The organism is Acinetobacter haemolyticus, from assembly GCF_900406815.1.
Classification (GTDB): domain Bacteria; phylum Pseudomonadota; class Gammaproteobacteria; order Pseudomonadales; family Moraxellaceae; genus Acinetobacter; species Acinetobacter haemolyticus_A.
On sequence record NZ_OVCN01000012.1, the window covers coordinates 112,472 to 129,400 of the forward strand.

11 protein-coding genes are annotated in these 16,929 nt (G+C 39.1%); 6 read left to right on the plus strand and 5 right to left on the minus strand.

The window, feature by feature from the left end; all coding sequences use genetic code 11:
* The first annotated feature begins 5 nt into the window (after positions 1–5).
* Positions 6–1,502: a flavin-containing monooxygenase gene (locus DK207_RS10260; RefSeq protein ID WP_109441064.1), complete on the plus strand. Its 1,497-nt coding sequence runs from the start codon at positions 6–8 to the stop codon at positions 1,500–1,502.
* A gap of 52 nt (positions 1,503–1,554) precedes the next feature.
* Here DK207_RS10260 and DK207_RS10265 read toward each other — a convergent pair whose 3' ends face one another.
* Complete coding sequence (locus tag DK207_RS10265; protein ID WP_109441076.1) at positions 1,555–1,974, minus strand: hypothetical protein; 420 nt, start codon at positions 1,972–1,974, stop codon at positions 1,555–1,557.
* Between the two features lie 436 nt (positions 1,975–2,410).
* Between DK207_RS10265 and avs4 the strand changes: the two genes are divergently transcribed.
* Positions 2,411–7,126: an AVAST type 4 anti-phage nuclease Avs4 gene (avs4, locus tag DK207_RS10270; RefSeq protein WP_171293664.1), complete on the plus strand. Its 4,716-nt coding sequence runs from the start codon at positions 2,411–2,413 to the stop codon at positions 7,124–7,126.
* A gap of 227 nt (positions 7,127–7,353) precedes the next feature.
* Here the strand turns inward: avs4 and glyS are convergent, their stop codons facing one another.
* The 3 genes from glyS to DK207_RS10285 all read right to left on the minus strand — a co-directional run bounded on the left by glyS (position 7,354) and on the right by DK207_RS10285 (position 10,927).
* The gene (gene glyS, locus DK207_RS10275) at positions 7,354–9,423 is read right to left on the minus strand and encodes a glycine--tRNA ligase subunit beta (RefSeq protein ID WP_109441065.1); all 2,070 of its coding nucleotides are present in this window, start codon (positions 9,421–9,423) and stop codon (positions 7,354–7,356) included.
* Positions 9,423–10,412: a glycine--tRNA ligase subunit alpha gene (glyQ, locus tag DK207_RS10280; protein WP_004641159.1), complete on the minus strand. Its 990-nt coding sequence runs from the start codon at positions 10,410–10,412 to the stop codon at positions 9,423–9,425. The genes glyS and glyQ overlap by 1 nt, the downstream gene beginning before the upstream one ends.
* Positions 10,413–10,501: 89 nt before the next feature.
* A complete protein-coding gene (locus tag DK207_RS10285; protein ID WP_109441066.1) occupies positions 10,502–10,927 on the minus strand; it encodes a hypothetical protein in 426 nt (141 codons plus the stop codon).
* 29 nt (positions 10,928–10,956) lie between these two features.
* Here DK207_RS10285 and DK207_RS10290 point away from each other — a divergent pair, with 29 nt between their 5' ends.
* The 4 genes from DK207_RS10290 to DK207_RS10305 all read left to right on the plus strand — a co-directional run bounded on the left by DK207_RS10290 (position 10,957) and on the right by DK207_RS10305 (position 14,982).
* Complete coding sequence (locus DK207_RS10290) at positions 10,957–11,373, plus strand: lysozyme inhibitor LprI family protein (protein ID WP_109441067.1); 417 nt, start codon at positions 10,957–10,959, stop codon at positions 11,371–11,373.
* Between the two features lie 109 nt (positions 11,374–11,482).
* Entirely contained in the window at positions 11,483–12,745 is a 1,263-nt protein-coding gene (locus tag DK207_RS10295; RefSeq protein ID WP_109441068.1) for a putative DNA modification/repair radical SAM protein, read from the plus strand.
* 2 nt (positions 12,746–12,747) lie between these two features.
* Positions 12,748–13,542, plus strand: coding sequence for a TIGR03915 family putative DNA repair protein (locus tag DK207_RS10300; RefSeq protein ID WP_109441069.1), 795 nt, complete (start codon positions 12,748–12,750; stop codon positions 13,540–13,542).
* Positions 13,543–13,695: 153 nt separating this feature from the next.
* The gene (locus DK207_RS10305) at positions 13,696–14,982 is read left to right on the plus strand and encodes a YncE family protein (RefSeq protein ID WP_109441070.1); all 1,287 of its coding nucleotides are present in this window, start codon (positions 13,696–13,698) and stop codon (positions 14,980–14,982) included.
* A gap of 88 nt (positions 14,983–15,070) precedes the next feature.
* Here DK207_RS10305 and DK207_RS10310 read toward each other — a convergent pair whose 3' ends face one another.
* Positions 15,071–16,486 (minus strand): SLC13 family permease, encoded by a 1,416-nt coding sequence (locus DK207_RS10310; RefSeq protein ID WP_109441071.1) that lies wholly within the window; start codon positions 16,484–16,486, stop codon positions 15,071–15,073.
* Positions 16,487–16,929 lie beyond the last annotated feature (443 nt).

Genomic DNA, 16,929 nt, shown 5'->3' on the forward strand with positions numbered 1-16,929 from the left:
GAGTCATGAATACCAAGTCGAAGACTGTGCCATTTTATCGAGTGATTGTAATCGGTGGTGGTTTTGCTGGTTTAGGGGCTGCGATTAAACTCAAACAAGCGGGTATTCATGATTTTATCTTGCTCGAAAAAGCCAATGAACTGGGTGGTGTATGGCGTGAAAATACCTATCCGGGATGTGCCTGTGATGTGCCGTCGGCATTGTATTCATATTCTTTTGAGCCGAATCCTACATGGAGCCGAGTGTTCGCGGGACAAGCGGAAATCAAACAATATTTACAGAACACTGCGCAGAAATATAAAGTTTTACCTCATGTTCATTTCAATCAAGAAGCTTTAGCTGCAACATGGTCGGATGTTAAACAGTGTTGGATTATCAAAACCAATCAAGGTGAATTCCATTCACAATTTGCGATCATGGCATGTGGGCCAATGCATGAACCTGTGATCCCAAATGTAAAAGGTCTGAAAGATTTTGGAGGTGAGATTTTCCATTCATCTCGTTGGCGACATGACTTAGATTTAGCAGGTAAACGTGTTGCGGTGATTGGTACAGGCGCATCTGCAATTCAGTTTGTGCCGCAGATCCAGCCTTTGGTAAAACAACTCACAGTATTTCAACGTACACCGCATTGGGTATTACCAAAATCTGATATGCCACTGCCAAGTGCCATTCAAACTTTATTTAAATATGTCCCTGTCACTCAGTCGGTAATGCGAGGTTCAGTCTATGGCATCTTTGAAACCTTAAATGGTGGATTACAAAGCAATGCTGCGATGCGACAAGTACAGCGTATTGCTGAATTTCATATCAAACAGGGTATCAAAAACCCTGAGTTACGCGCTAAAGTGATGCCAAATTATGTGATCGGCTGTAAACGCATTCTGCAATCTAATGAATGGTATCCAGCCTTAGCCCAAGACAATGTCAATGTTGTCGCAGGTGCGTTGAGCGAAGTCAAAGGCAAGCAGTTGATTGCCAGTGATGGTTCAAGCTTTGAGGCTGATGTGATCATTCTTGGGACGGGTTTTGAGGTGGCTGAACCGCCAATTGCACAGCGTGTCTATAACCGTTATGGACAAACTATGTCTGATGTATGGCAGGGCAGTCCAGAAGGTTATATGGGAACTATGGTGGCAGATTGCCCGAATGGCTTTTTGATGTTTGGACCGAATATTGCGGTGAGTTCTTCAGCTTTCATCATTATTGAAGCGCAGCTCACCTATATTATGGATGCGTTAAAACAAGCGATTCAAAACAATATCAAAACTATAGAACCCGATCCTGTGCGTATGGCTGATTTTAATCAACGCGTACAAGAAGCTTTGCAAACCACTGTCTGGAACAAGGGTGGTTGTCAGAGTTATTTCATTGATCGGAACGGGCGCAATAGTACGGTATGGCCGTGGACAACGTTTAAGATGCGTCAGAAACTCAGCCGTTTTAATTTAAATGAATATCTGATTGATCATCAGGTTAAGTTGGAAACTGAAACAGCTTAAATCTCTCTTATTATTAAAAAACCTCTAACTTTTGATTAGAGGTTTTTTATTTTTAGTTTGATGATGGCTGACTAAGTTCAGCACGCTCAATAGGAACATGTCCATCATTTGTACCAACCACCGCATCTTTGGTGTCTTGCCATTTTTTAGCAGTGTATTGTTTGGCTTTTTGTGTTTGTTCCTGAACGATTTCAGATTGTTCAGCGGTATATTCTTTGGTGTTTTTCCATCTCTCACTCATTTTTTGTGAGGTGTTTTCTGATGCACCTTGAATTGAATCACCTAAGTTTTGTAGCCCTTTCCCTGTTTTATACAGCAATACTCGACCGAGACTAGGGTTGTCACCATAAGGTAACGTTTTTTCAGCCGTTGCAGTATTTGCATTCGCTGTAGTTGTATTTGGTTCGGCTGCCCAGAGAGAAGACGATGCGATCAGTGCAGTCGTTAAACACAGTGCAGGTACTTTTTTCATCATCTTTTATCCTTTCAGCGATACGTAATCGAGATTTTATATCTTATCGCCAAGTTCAAGAAAAGAATGTAGCTGATGTGAAATTGATACAGAGCGTAAAAATTATGTCTGTTTAGTTTATAGCTATTATGTTTTTAGCGTATTCGCTGCTTCATCAAATCAAGAAGATAGGGGGAGTCTGACATTTTATGATCGTTGACGCCTTATATTGCTCATGGTAGTTTTAATTCCATACAAATCAATATTTTCACGTTTTATTTTAAGCAAAATAGGTATCTTATGAAGCAGGGGGAGTCTTATATGTCGCTTCTACCGCATAAGAGTAGTTAGGCAGCATCAAGCGGGCCTCAGATTTAGAACTAAAGCTGATTTTAAGGTATTGCTGACAAATCTTATCCGCTTAATATCAGTTAATAGTCAAAAAGGAAAAGTAAAATTGATTAAAACTGACTGGGATATATTTAAAGCAAAATTTTCAGAAAATCCACAAAATACTTTTGAGTGGATGTGTTATCTACTTTTTTGCAATGAATTTAGTGTGAAAACCGGAATTTTTCGTTATAAAAACCAATCGGCGATAGAAACCAATCCAATTTCTTCAAATGGAGTTAATGTTGGTTGGCAAGCTAAATTTTATGATGCTGCATTATCTAACCACAAAAATGACATAATAGAAACGATTAAAAAAGCTAAACGTGATTACCCTGATTTAAATAAAATAATCTTTTACACAAATTCAGAGTGGGGTCAAAACAAAGGAAAGGAACCACAGGGAAAAATAGAAACAGAAAAAAAAGCCGAGGAAAAAAACTTAGAAATTGAATGGAGATGCCGTAGCTTTTTCGAATCGCCCTTTGTTGTAGATGATTGTTGTCGAATCACTTCGTATTTCTTCACTCAATCTGATAATTTATTTGGTCTTTTGGAGTCGTTTGAGTCTCATACAAGTGCAATTTTGGATGATATTGAAACTGCTATAACATTTGGCGACGAAGATATTTCAATTAATCGCTCTAATATTATATCTGAAATTGAAAAGTCAGATACTAGCGCGTTAATTATAAGTGGCGAAGGCGGCACAGGAAAAACGGCTCTAATAAAAGAGCTTTGTGGCAATAAGGGGGAGAATGATGCCTTTTATGTCCATAAGGCGACGGAATTTTCTGTTAGCAGCTTGAATGAGTTCTTGTCAGGTGTTTTTTTAAAGGATTTTATTGAAGCACATGAGGGGGTTGACAATAAAACAGTTGTCATTGATTCAGCAGAACACTTAATTGTTCTAGAAAATACTGATCCCATTAAAGAGTACCTATCCAGCTTAATCAAAGCCGAATGGAGAGTGTGGTTCACCACGAGAAATACCTACCTAGATGATTTGATTTTTCAACTATATGAAGTGTACAAAATTAGCTTTAAGTCGGTACATCTAGAAAATCTGAACGAAGATACATTATTCGAGCTTGCTAAAAAACATGATTTTGTCATCCCTGATGATAAAAAGCTCAAAGTGCTCATATTGACTCCATTTTATCTCAGAGAGTATTTGAGGCATTATAAGGAAAATAAAGGCGCAGGCTACTTTGAATTCAAAGAGTCTTTATGGCCAAGAGTCATTACGAAACGGTCCCCACAACGAGAACAATTTTTTATACATCTTGCCCAAGAAAGAGCTAATTCAGGAAGATTTTTCGTCATCCCTGACTCTAGTTACTCAAATGAAACGGTAGAAAAAGCGTTGGTTTCCGATGGGATAATTAGCTATGAGTCCGTTCGTGGATATTTTATTACTCATGATATTTATGAAGAATGGGCACTAGATAAATTCGTCGAGAGTAATTTTTTATCCTCAGAAAATACAGAAATATTTTTTGATAGAATACAACAATCTTTGCCCATAAGAAGAGTTTTCAGGCGGTGGCTATCAGAGAAACTTAGCACGGCCAATGAAGAGGTTAGCCCTCTTATTGTAGAAACTTTGTCATCTCGCAAAATATCTAATTTGTGGAAAGATGAAGTGCTCGTTTCTATGCTTCTATCCGACTATTCCGATTACTTTTTTAACGTTAATAAAGATTCACTATTGGAAGACGACTTCTGGCTTCTCAAACGAATATGCTTGCTGATACGGATAGGATGCAAGGAGATAGACAATAGCTTTTTTGATAGGCTTGGTGTGAGAACGCCAGATATTTTGTCAATGGAATATGTAATAACCAAGCCGAAAGGAAACGGATGGAAATCGCTTATCAAGTTCATCAATGACAATCTCGAAAAGATAGGTGTTAATAATCTCAATTTTGTATTGCCCACCCTTTACGACTGGAACAGCCACAACAAGTCTGGAGACGCAACTAAATATTCCAGCTTAATTGCATTATCGTTTTACAAATCAGTAATCGAAAACAACGTCTATATTAGGGATGAAGGTTTTTCCAAGGAGTTGATCCTCACCATTCTGTATGGGGTAGGTGAAATCAAAAAAGAACTTGAAGCCATCATTGATGAAATAATTCAAAAGAATTGGAGGCGACATAACGATCCATATCGTCTTATGAGTGAATTCATTTTAACCAAAATGGAATGCTTCAACGTTGCTATGGAAATTCCGGAAAAAGTGATCGCTTTAGCCAAGTGCCTTTGGATGTATGAACCACCAGAAAATGACGATTATTTTTATGGATCAAGACTAGAGATTGATCATGAATTTGGCATTGAGAATGGGCATCAAGACTATTACCCTGCCAGTGCTTATCAAACACCCATATACGCCCTGTTGCAAACCAATTTAGAATTAACTCTAGACTTCATTACTGACCTAATAAATTTTTCTTCAAAAAAATATGCGGAATCCAGCCTTGATAAGGGGCAGATTGAAACAGCAACATTGTTACTAGATGATGGAAAGAAAATTGACCTACCTATCTCAAATCGACTTTGGTGTATGTATCGAGGAACACAGGTAAACCCTGATTTGTTAGAATCAATATTAATGTCACTAGAACGCTTCTTTCTTGAGAGAGGCAAAAACACCAAAGCTCAAACACTTGAATATTATCTAATTTATATCCTAAGCAGATCTGAATCTTCTGCGCTTGTGGCGGTTGTTGCAAGCATTGTATGTGCGTTTCACGAGAAAACATTCAATGCGGCGAAAATTCTATTCAGGACAAAGGAATTTTTCTTCTATGACACATCTCGATTGATGCTGGATCAAACACATAAAACTCAACTTACTTCGCTAAAAAATTTTAGTATTAATCGGATCAATGAGCATCACGAAAATGAAAGGATAAGCGCTTGCGACCAAAAACATCGGAAATTTTCATTAGAAGATATAGCGCTTCAATATCAGTTTTTTAGAACAGAGGAAATAAGTGAAGAGGAATCAGAGGAAAGGCTTCAGGAAATTTGGAAAACTTTAGATGCCCACTACAAAAATTTACCAGACAAGGATCATGAAAATCATCGAGATAAAACATGGCGTTTATATTTAGCCCGTATGGACAAAAGAAAAATGTCACCTGAAGCAAAAGAAGTAGAAAATGGTATAGCAATAGAATTCAATCCAGAGATTGATCCTGAGCTTAAGGAATATAGTGAAACGTCTCAGCGAGAGGCGAGCAAGCCATTTGCACATTCCGGTTTAAAAATATGGGCTGATAGCAGGCTCTATAATAAAGATAACTACAAAAAATATGAATCATATGAAAATGATCCGCTGACTGCTTTGGGCGAGGCAAAAGAAATATGGGATCAACTTTCAGAAGACAACCTGGGTGAAGCGTTACTGTTTGATCGAGCCACACCATCGTATGTATGCGCCGTGTTATTGCGAGACTTTAAGGGAAAATTAGGAAAAACTGAGCTAGAATTTTGTAGGGAAGTCATTTTTGAGTACGCAAATATTGTCAATAATGATGATTACATGCACCAGATCGGCGATGGCCTTGTTCCTGCGTTATTTGTACTCCCAAGATTGGTAGAAGATTTTCCGGATGAAAGACTAACTATCAAGTTGCTATTAATCAAAGCATTAATGAGGCATGACCCAATAACGATGATGGGAACGGATAGAATAAATTCAGTAGCTATTCAAGCCGTTCAGCATTTATGGAAGAGTGAACCTGAGTTCATGAAGTCTCTGTGCATTGGGTATTTGGTAATTGCTCAAAAATATAGGGATGTTCAGGATCGCTTAAGACAAGAAGCATATAAGCAGCACAAATATGATATTGACAAAAATAAATTTGAACAGGAGTTGTTTAAAGAATTAGAGGGTTTAGCAGAGAGTATCGAAGACGAAACCATCACAGAAGCCACCATAGACAATATTGAAAATATAGATAACGACATATTGATAACGGCTTTTCAGCTTGCACCATTGGAAAGCCAGCACAAGGAGCCAGCGCCGTTTACCGAGGAAATTGTTAGGATAATTTCACAAAAATTACTCTCACATGATAGAGAAGACCGTCTTGATTATGCTTTCAGACATGAATTTTTGAAGCACTATGCTCGTTTTATCCTTCATCTAGAGAATAGCGAGAAGGATAAATACCTTAAATATTTTACCGATAATTTCGCATTGAGTGAAGGTATGGCAGATTTATTAAATGAATTTGTTAGCGCTGAAGACTCGCTGAATATGCCGGACTCATTCTGGTATGTATGGAACCGATTTAAGAGCCACATCGTTGATTCAATAAGTACGCAAAGTTGGCAGCATAATAGGGAACGCATAATCGAATCTTTTTTATTTGCAAGAATCTATTGGAAAGATGAAGCAACGACATGGCATACATTTTCTCCTGAGAATAAAGAGTTTTTTAGTGATTTAAGCAGTAAAATAGGTGGTGAATCATCTTTTATATATAGCATCAGCAAACTTCTTTGCGGCATAGGCGGTGAATTTTTAGATGATGGTATTTACTGGATCAGTCACGCAATAAAGACCTTTGATATTGATATATCAAAGGATAAATCAGGAAATACTCTATTTTACTTGGAAAGATATATGAGAAGGTATTTATTCAAAAATCATGATAAAGTGAGACGAACACCAAATTTAAGGACACAGTCAATGGTGGTTTTGGATTTTCTAGTTGAGCAATATTCCATTACCGGTTATTTACTGAGAGAAGATGTGGCCTAGCTAAAAACATTGTGGCATGAATTAATCTAATGCCGTATAACAAGTGGCTACAATCTGACCTCTGACAGTTGAACCGGGCGTTAGAACTCTCAGGAGAGATTAGATGAGCAATAAACCAAAATCTGCTGTGTCCGCTACGTTTAGAAAAACCGCCAACTAAATTGCCGAAAATAAACCCCACTAAATATATAGTGGGGTTTATTTAAAAGATCAAGTGTCCTAAAGGCTTAACCCTGCAATACACTCACATCTGCAATTGCCGTGAACAAATCACGCAACTGAGCCAATAAACGTAAACGGTTAGCTTTTAATTCAACGTCGTCCGCCATAACCATTACACCTTCAAAGAAGGCATCAATTGGCGCACGAAGAGCAGCAAGCTTAGATAACGCTTCTGTGTAATTGCGAGCAGCAAGTAAAGGCTGAACTACTGGTGTCAATGTTTGAAGTTCTGCATAAAGCGCTTTTTCAGCAGCTTCAACGAGATTCGCTTCAACGACGCTTCCTTCAGGCGTTGCTTCTTTGGCAAGAATATTGGCAACACGTTTGTTTGCTGCAGCCAATGCAGCCGCTTCTGGCAAAGTACGGAAATGATTCACCGCAGTCACACGCTTATCAAAATCAAGTGGAGATTTTGGCGCAAGCGCTTGAACAGCCTGAATCACATCAACTGCAACGCCTTGGTCTTCGTATTTGGCACGGTAACGGCCTTCAAGGAAAGCAACTGCATCGGTACGTGTCTTGTCATGATCCTTAACCACGTCGCCATAACCTTGAAGCGCAAAGTTAACGAGTTCTTCAATCGTCACATCAAGTTCATTTTCAATGATCAAACGTAAGATACCGATAGCAGAACGACGTAATGCAAATGGATCTTTAGAACCTGTTGGCGCTTGACCAATACCAAAAATACCAACAAGCGTATCTAAACGATCTGCAAGCGCAATCGTTGTACCTGTCTTGGTTTGTGGTAAGACATCACCAGCAAACTTAGGTAAGTATTGCTCACCTAAAGCCTCGCTTACTTCATGATTCTCACCTTCAAGGCGAGCATAATACGTGCCTGCAATCCCTTGGAGTTCAGGGAATTCACCGACAAGTTCAGAGGTCAAATCACATTTAGCCAGTAACGCTGCTTTTTCAGCATCCGCTGCATTTGCGCCTGTAATCGGTGACAATGCCACAGCTAATTTAGCAATACGTTCTGATTTGTTCCAAAGCGTACCCAATTGCGCTTGGAATACCATATTCGCGAGTTTTTCTTTACGAGATGCAAGCGGTTGCTTTTGGTCTTGTAGGAAGAAGAATTCTGCATCGGACAAACGAGGGCGTACAACTTTTTCATTGCCTTCAATAATCTGAATCGGATCTTTCGACTCAATATTTGAAATAGTAATGAAGTAAGGCTGTAATTTACCTTCAGCATTGATCAAACAGAAATACTTTTGATTGTCCTGCATCGTGGTAATCAAGGCTTCTTGTGGAACAGCTAAATAACGCTCTTCAAAGGTCGCACGTAAAGCAACAGGCCATTCAACCAAGCTGGTGACTTCATCAAGTAAGTCCGCTGGAACAATCGCAGTTGCATTGACTTCATCAGCTAACTTTTTCACTTGATCTTGAATCGTTGCTTGGCGCTTTTCAAAGTTCGCAACAACGTAAGCTTTTTCTAAAGCAGCAAGGTAGTCATTTGCATGCGCCAAAGTCACGGCTTCAGGTGCATGGAAACGGTGACCATAAGTCACATTCCCTGCTTTGTGATCTTGAATGGTTGCTTCAACCACTTGATCATCTTTTAGTAAAACAACCCATTTTACAGGACGCACGAATTCAGTACGACTTGCTGCTGAACGCATACGTTTTGCGATTGGCAAGTTGTCCAATGCAGCTTGTAAAATCTGTGGTAGTAAAGCGTCAAGGCTTTGACCTTTCACATCTTTTAAATAGCAAACTTTTTCAACTTTACCTGCTTGGAACGTCGAAAGCTGATCAACCGTAATGCCTTGACCGCGCATAAAGCCTTCAAGTGCTTTAGTTGGTTTGCCTTCAGCATCATAAGCGGCTTGAACAGCAGGGCCGTCAAAACGTTTTTGTGTATCTGCTTGAGCAGCATCGATATCAACAATTTTCAATGCTAAACGACGTGGTGCGGCATACGCTTCGATCGCAGCAAAATTTAAGCCTGCATCTTTTAAGCCTTTTTCTGTTTCGGCTTTTAAAGCATCACGTAAAGTTTTTAAGCTTTTGGGTGGAAGTTCTTCACAGCCAAGTTCGAATAAAACAGTATGCTTTGTCATTATTTATTCTCCTTCGCTTTTTCAGCTTGGGCTGCTTCTGCTTCAACTTGTGCTTTTAACTGCGCTAATACTTCATCACGTAAATGTGGTTCTGCCATTGGGAAACCGAGTTTCGCACGTGCAGCCACATAACTTTGTGCAATTGAACGAGCCAAAGTACGAACGCGTAAGATGTAACGTTGACGCTCAGTCACCGAAATCGCGCCACGCGCATCTAATAAGTTAAAGCTATGCGATGCTTTAATCACTTGCTCATAAGCAGGGAGTGGAAGTTCAGCTTCCATTAAACGCGCTGCCTCAGCTTCATAGAAATCGAATAATTCAAATAACTTATCGACTGGCGCATATTCGAAGTTATACGTCGATTGTTCAACTTCATTTTGATGGAATACATCACCGTAAGTCACTGTACCGAACTGACCTTTGGTCCAAACAAGATCGTAAACTGAGTCTACACCTTGAAGGTACATTGCAAGACGTTCTAAACCGTATGTGATTTCACCAGTAACTGGGTAGCATTCAACACCACCGACTTGCTGGAAGTAAGTGAACTGAGTCACTTCCATACCATTTAACCAAACTTCCCAACCTAAGCCCCAAGCACCAAGAGTTGGAGATTCCCAGTTGTCTTCTACGAAGCGAATATCGTGAGTCAGTGTATCGATGCCGATCGCTTTTAATGAATCAAGATAAAGCTGTTGGATATTGTCTGGGTTTGGCTTAAGCACCACTTGGAACTGATAATAGTGTTGTAAGCGGTTTGGGTTCTCACCATAACGACCATCTTTTGGACGGCGTGAAGGTTGAACATAAGCCGCGTTCCAAGTTTCTGGACCTAATGCACGTAAGAAGGTTGCAGTGTGGAATGTACCTGCACCCATTTCCATATCATATGGTTGTAATACGACGCAGCCTTGCTCCGCCCAATAGTTTTGTAGGGCAAGAATTAAGCCCTGAAATGTATCAATATGCGATATAGCACGACTCATGGTGCATCCACTGGAATCAAACAAAAATTGTGGTTAAGTATAAGGATTTTGGGGGGGAGTGGCAAAGGCTTAATCAAAGGAATGCGCGATTAGCCTATTTGTTTTCGGCTTAGCCACTTCAAGTTTAACCCGTAGCAAAAACCGGTAAATAAAATCATGAGATAAAAACTGTAGATCTTATAAATATGCCACCAAGGAGATGGAAATGACCCGACAAAAAACAAACGTGCAATAGGGCTAATCAAAATCCAGATCGCAGTTGCGCTGATGAAAATACTCATCAGATTTAAACGATTTTTACGGGCGAGAAAATAGGAAATGATATATGCGAAAGGAATAACCATAAGCCCATAACAAAGTAAATAAAATAAGAAGTGGGCTAGAAAAATAACTGCAATCGAATAAAGGTTGAACTCAGCATTTAATATCATTACTCCTAAGGCCGATAAACTCAGCAATGGGATGGGTGCAAGCGCAAGTGCGTGAATAAGCATTTTTTTGTTATATTGAAGCATATTAAAAATTATAGAACTGAGAAGAAGTTATGCTGAAATTTTGCTGCAAACTTATTGTTTTATCCTGTCTTTTCTGTAGTCCGTGGCTTTACGCGCAAACAGAAACTGATGAGCAAGATGAATACATTCAATGTGTAGACCAGACTATTAAAGAAATGAAGCTTGAAAGCATTAACAACATGGTCGTGTATAGTTGCTCTGATAAAGCCAAAAAGATTTATGAAGAAAAAATTGTTGTTCTCATTGATCAAATTCGTGCACAAAGCGAAGAATACAAACAGCCAAAACGTTACCAAGATATTTTAAAATCTCAGCGACTTTGGAAAGCTTATGTAGATCAGGAATGTAGTAATGCAGGCTCATACATTGGCTCACCGATGTATTCGTATTGTCCAATGCAAGAGTATGCAGCGCGTGTAAAGCAATTAGAAGAATATGTTAATTAAGACGGATTATTTTAAACGTCACCTCATGACGCTTAGCGTACTTCACTGGATTAAATTTAAGAATGCGACATGATATTTTTTAAACGATGTCATAAATGAGTCGTTTGATATGTCTGATCGCATTCGTGAAAAATTGCAAATTCTTGCGGACGCAGCTAAATATGACGTGTCCTGCTCATCCAGTGGCAGTGACCGTAAAAATAAAGATAAAGGTCTAGGTGATGCCAGCCATTCAGGAATTTGCCATAGCTATACTGAAGATGGTCGTTGTGTTTCATTACTGAAAATCCTGTTCAGTAATGTCTGTATTTTTGATTGTGCTTATTGCGTGTCACGCCGATCTAATGATGTGAAACGTGCTGCATTTACTGTGCAAGAAGTGGTTGATCTGACCATTAATTTCTATCGTCGCAATTATATTGAAGGGCTATTTCTTAGCTCAGGCATTTTTAAATCCGCAGACCATACGATGGAGCGGATGCTGCAAGTGGTGAAAAAACTACGCCTAGAAGAAAATTTTAATGGTTATATTCATCTTAAAACCATTCCCGGAGCATCGCCTGAACTGATTCATGAAGCAGGGCTTTATGCGGATCGTATGAGCATCAATTTAGAAATGCCAACTGAGGTTGGATTAAAGGCTTTTGCTCCTGAAAAATCACATCAAGAAGTACAAAAAGATTTAGGACTGGTTCGAGATCGTCTGATTCAGCTTAAAGATGAACGTCAAATTATTAAGCATGTTCCGAAATATGTACCCGCAGGGCAGACCACACAAATGGTGGTTGGCGCACATCAGGAAACCGATCAAGATGTACTGGTGATGGCAGATCAACATTACAAAGAATTTAAACTCAAACGGGTGTATTTCTCAGGTTATATCCCAATTAATACGGAAAATAATTATTTGCCTGCGGTGGGTTCAGCACCACCTTTGTTACGTGAAAATCGGCTCTATCAAAGTGATTGGTTGATGCGTTTTTATGGTTTTGAAGTCAATGAAATCGTCAATGAAAAACATCCTCATCTTGATCTAGATGTAGACCCAAAACTGAGTTGGGCATTGCGTCATCCTGAACAATTTCCAGTGGATTTAAATCGTGCTGACTATCGGATGATCTTGCGTGTGCCAGGCATCGGCGTGAAGTCAGCCAAGAAAATTATACAAGCGCGTCGTTTTGGCAAAGTGCATATTGATTTGCTAAAACAATTGGGTGTGGCGTATTCACGTGCCAAGTTTTTTATTCGTTGTGAAGATAGTCCACGTTTTCAAAAAGAAATTTCCATGACTGATATTCGTCAACAGATATTAATGCAGGGTTCTTCTAAATACGTTAAACAGCTTTCACCGCAATTGAGTTTAGGATTCTAAACGTGTCCAATGATGCTGTGGTTTATTATTATTTTGATGGCTCAATGGTCGGTTTACTCAATTGTGTATTTCGTGCTTTTCAATTTAAAGAATTCCATGTGCAACTCTGTTTAAACCAAGGTGCACAGCATGGGTTATTTGCCACTGCGGTCGACATTCCAAATCATGAGCAACGAGCAGGTCGTGTGTGGTCAGCCTTACAACAGAAACTTTCGCCTTCATCGCTGAGACAATTTTATTTTGCTTATTTGTCAGAATCTTTGGATGCCTATCAGCATTTATTTAATTACTGTGTCTATGTTTTTCGACATCAACATTCAGTTGAGAAAAATTATTCGCATCCCAGTGTTTTAGCGATTTCACAATGGATGAAAAAGGTGGGACGTGAAAAGCATCGCATGGAAGCTTTTGTGCGTTTTAAGAAAACCACAGATGGCTTATTTCTCAGTTTGGTACGTCCTGATTTTAATGTATTGCCTTTGATTCAACCGCATTTTAAACGTCGTTATCAAGATCAGCGTTGGCTGATTTATGATGAGCAACGCAAATATGGTTTGTATTATGATTTAAAAGAGGTTCATGAAGTATTCATGGATGCAGTAGATATTGATCGTCATTTGGAAACGGGTTTTAGTCAAAGTTTCCAATTGGAACTGGATGAACAGGAGGAATTGTACGATCAGCTATGGAAGGACTATTTCAATAGTATCAATATCAAAGAACGTCAAAATGTTAAACTCCATGTACAGTATTTGCCAAAACGTTATTGGCGTTATCTCAACGAAAAAATTATATAAAATATCTAAATAATACAATTTCTTAGAATGGGATTTTCGAAAAACACTATTTTTTAAGTTTGGAAAAAATAAAGGAAAGCATTAATTTTATCTTAATGTTATGTTATAACGTTTCGAAATTAATACAAATCAGTCCAACAAGGAAAAATAAGTATGAATAAGTTAAAACAAACTTATCTACTAACTGCTTTATTCAGTAGTGTGTTGTTGTCCGCATGCGGGGGAAGCAGTAACTCATCTAGTTCATCATCAAATCCACAAAAACCTGAACAACCTGCTCAAACTCATGAAGGTCGTCTGGCAATCGCCAATGCGGATACAGATCGTCCTTCATTATCGGTCTATGATCTCAAGGACCAGAAAGTGGTTGATACCAAAGCATTGAATTATTTGCCTTCAGCGATGTATAGCAGTCCACAATTACGTTATGCGGTGATGCTGAGTCGAAATGATGGCGTGGTGCAATTTGCTGATGGTGGCGTCTTTACGCAAAGCAACCAACTCCAAATCAATACGCCTAATATCTTAACGTTCCAATTGAGTGGTACGATACCTGCCCATTATCGTAGTTTCAATGGAACGGCGGCGTTGTTCTATGATGGTAGTGCTTCGGAGGAGTCTAAGTTTGAAGTGTTTACGGATAGTATGATTGCACAGAAAAGCATTGCGACTCAGAAACTGCCGAAAGCACATCATGGTGTGGCTGAACCACGTGGCGAGTATGTGTTAAGTACGTATATGCCAACGGATGCTAGTACATTAAGCATTGTAAAAAGCTATCATATTCATGGCGATCACTACCATGAAGAACAAACGCTCACGAATCCATGTAATCGATTGCATGGTGTAGCTTCGATTGCGAAATATGCTGCATTTGGTTGTGAAGATGGGGTATTGGTGGTTGAACAGAAGAAAGCTACTTTTGTTGATAAAAAAATTAAAATAACAGATCAAAATGATCAATTAATACGTATTAGTACAATTGCAGGACATGAAAAAATTAATCAGTTTGCAGCCTTTGCATCAGGGACAAATGATTTGTTCATCGTTGATCCTGAACAGTTAAATGCCACGGGTTTAAATTGGTCAGCAAGTGCGAAAGAATTAGATGGGACAACGGCTGTTCGACGTTTACAGCAAAATTTTGATGCAACAGGGCGCTATCTCGCGATTTTAGATAGTATGGGAACTGTACATGTCATTGATACACAAACTTGGCAACGTATTGGTCAGATCCAAGCGATTCAAAATGTAATTGGTGGTGAGCTTGCTAAAAGCCGTTTAGTGGTCAATGCCGCTTCGGATACGCTATTTATCAATAACACTGAAGCAAAAACCATTATTGAACTTGATTTGAAAAACTTAAAAATCAAACAAACGATTCAATTGAATGATGTACCAAATACCTTTACTTGGTTAGGCATTGCAAAAACGAATTAATTCATTCGTGTAAAAAAAACAGCCCACCATGTGGGCTGTTTTTTTAGTTCAGTACTTCTATCAATTGACTGATATTCTTGCTGCGAAATCAGAGGAAGAATAAGTAGATAAAGATCGACACGACCGCTACACACAGTACATTCAGCATGAAACCGACTTTCATCATTTCACTTTGTTGAATATGCCCAGTACCAAATACAATCGCATTTGGTGGCGTTGCAACAGGCAGCATAAAGGCACATGAAGCACCGATACCAATCACAATCACAAGAATCTCTTTTGGCAATCCCATCTGTGCAGCGATTGCAGCGAACACAGGCACTAATAAAGCTGCAGAGGCAGTATTACTGGTCAACTCCGTCAAGAAAATAATAAAGGCTGCGACCACAACAATCACAACGAATGGAGAGGCATCGCCGAAAGCATTCGCTAATGTTTGACCAAGTACTAATGAAGATCCTGAATCTTTTAAAACCGCACTTAGGGTTAAACCACCACCGAACAGCATCAATACGCCCCAATCGGTGTTATCTGAAATATCTTTCCATGTGGCAATGCCTAAAATCACCACCATACATGCAGCGCTCAGTGCGACCCATGTGTCTGGTTGGCTGATCCCGAATTGCTCGCTTACACTCTTGCCAAAAATCCAACCGATCGCCGTGATAACGAATAAAATCATGGTCAGTAAACGGTCTCGAGTCCAAGGAATTGACTCTGCTTTAAACTCAATTCGATGATTTAATTTAGGACGTAAAATGAAATACAGGCTGACCAACATGGCTGGGAAAATCAATAACATCAATGGTAAACCGATTTTCATCCAGTCTGCAAAATCATAGCCTAAAGCTTTTGCCGCAATCGCATTGGGTGGTGAACCAACCAATGTCCCTAAACCACCAATATTGGCTGAATAGGCGATACCCAGCAAAATAAAAACGAAGGTTTTACGTTCCTTGGCGACATCTAAATGCGTTAATAAACCTAATGCAAGAGGGAGCATCATAGCCGCTGTTGCGGTGTTAGAAATCCACATCGACAAAAAGGCGGTGACAATACAGATGGCCAATACTGCTAAGCCTAAATGTCCTCGTGATAAGGCAATCACCCACATGGCAATCTTTCGATCAAGCTTCTGCACATGTAGCGCCGTGGCTAAGGCAAAGCCCCCGAAAAATAGGAAAATAATCGGATCTGCAAAAGTGCTCAGCGCTTTGGTTGTCGTGATTGGACTCACTTCATCATTACTACCTACGCTTGGCATTCCAATCAGCACTGCAAGTACAGGAACCATGAGTGCGGTAATGGTAATGTGGATTGCTTCTGTGAGCCATAAAACGCCAATAAAGAATAATAAACTTAAACCTTTGTTGGCATTTTGATCATAAGGGAGAATTTCATACAAACCGAATGATAGCAACGCTGCAATTGCAATAATCACCCAACCACGTAATACGCCTTTCGGCATGGCGTTAGTTGGTGTTTCTAAGTGAGGAACATTCATACAATATCCTTATTTGTGTTGTTATTTGCCATGAAGTTTCATAGGGCAAAATAACTGTACTGCTCGCAAATATATCGTAAATACTAACTTCTATCATCCATGCAAAATCTTTCACAGAGCTGTGCGATTTACCCAACTCATCTCATAGATGTTGAGATTAATTTTTTGCTGCTAAGTCAGGGATTGGATTATAGAAAAATGACTATTTATGGATAAAATGAGTCCATTATAAATATAGACATTAAAATTAAATCTTTTTAATCAATCCCTTATGTTTTTTAGCATCATCCTATCCTTGAAGCGCGAAGCTCAAAGTTTATACTGTCCAGTTTTTGAACTTTTTGAACTTTTTGAATTTTATTGTATTTGAAGGCGAATGGATATTTAGTTTTTTGATAAAAAAATGGGACATATTTATTTCAATTATAAAACCAATGTTATTT

What these genes read in the sequence shown, in the direction of transcription:
- DK207_RS10260 (WP_109441064.1), top strand. Translation starts at nt 6, where the DNA reads ATGAATACCAAGTCGAAGACTGTGCCATTTTATCGAGTGATTGTAATC.
- DK207_RS10265 (WP_109441076.1), bottom strand. Translation starts at nt 1,974, where the DNA reads ATGAAAAAAGTACCTGCACTGTGTTTAACGACTGCACTGATCGCATCG.
- glyS (WP_109441065.1), bottom strand. Translation starts at nt 9,423, where the DNA reads ATGACAAAGCATACTGTTTTATTCGAACTTGGCTGTGAAGAACTTCCA.
- glyQ (WP_004641159.1), bottom strand. Translation starts at nt 10,412, where the DNA reads ATGAGTCGTGCTATATCGCATATTGATACATTTCAGGGCTTAATTCTT.
- DK207_RS10285 (WP_109441066.1), bottom strand. Translation starts at nt 10,927, where the DNA reads ATGCTTCAATATAACAAAAAAATGCTTATTCACGCACTTGCGCTTGCA.
- DK207_RS10290 (WP_109441067.1), top strand. Translation starts at nt 10,957, where the DNA reads ATGCTGAAATTTTGCTGCAAACTTATTGTTTTATCCTGTCTTTTCTGT.
- DK207_RS10295 (WP_109441068.1), top strand. Translation starts at nt 11,483, where the DNA reads ATGTCTGATCGCATTCGTGAAAAATTGCAAATTCTTGCGGACGCAGCT.
- DK207_RS10305 (WP_109441070.1), top strand. Translation starts at nt 13,696, where the DNA reads ATGAATAAGTTAAAACAAACTTATCTACTAACTGCTTTATTCAGTAGT.
- DK207_RS10310 (WP_109441071.1), bottom strand. Translation starts at nt 16,486, where the DNA reads ATGAATGTTCCTCACTTAGAAACACCAACTAACGCCATGCCGAAAGGC.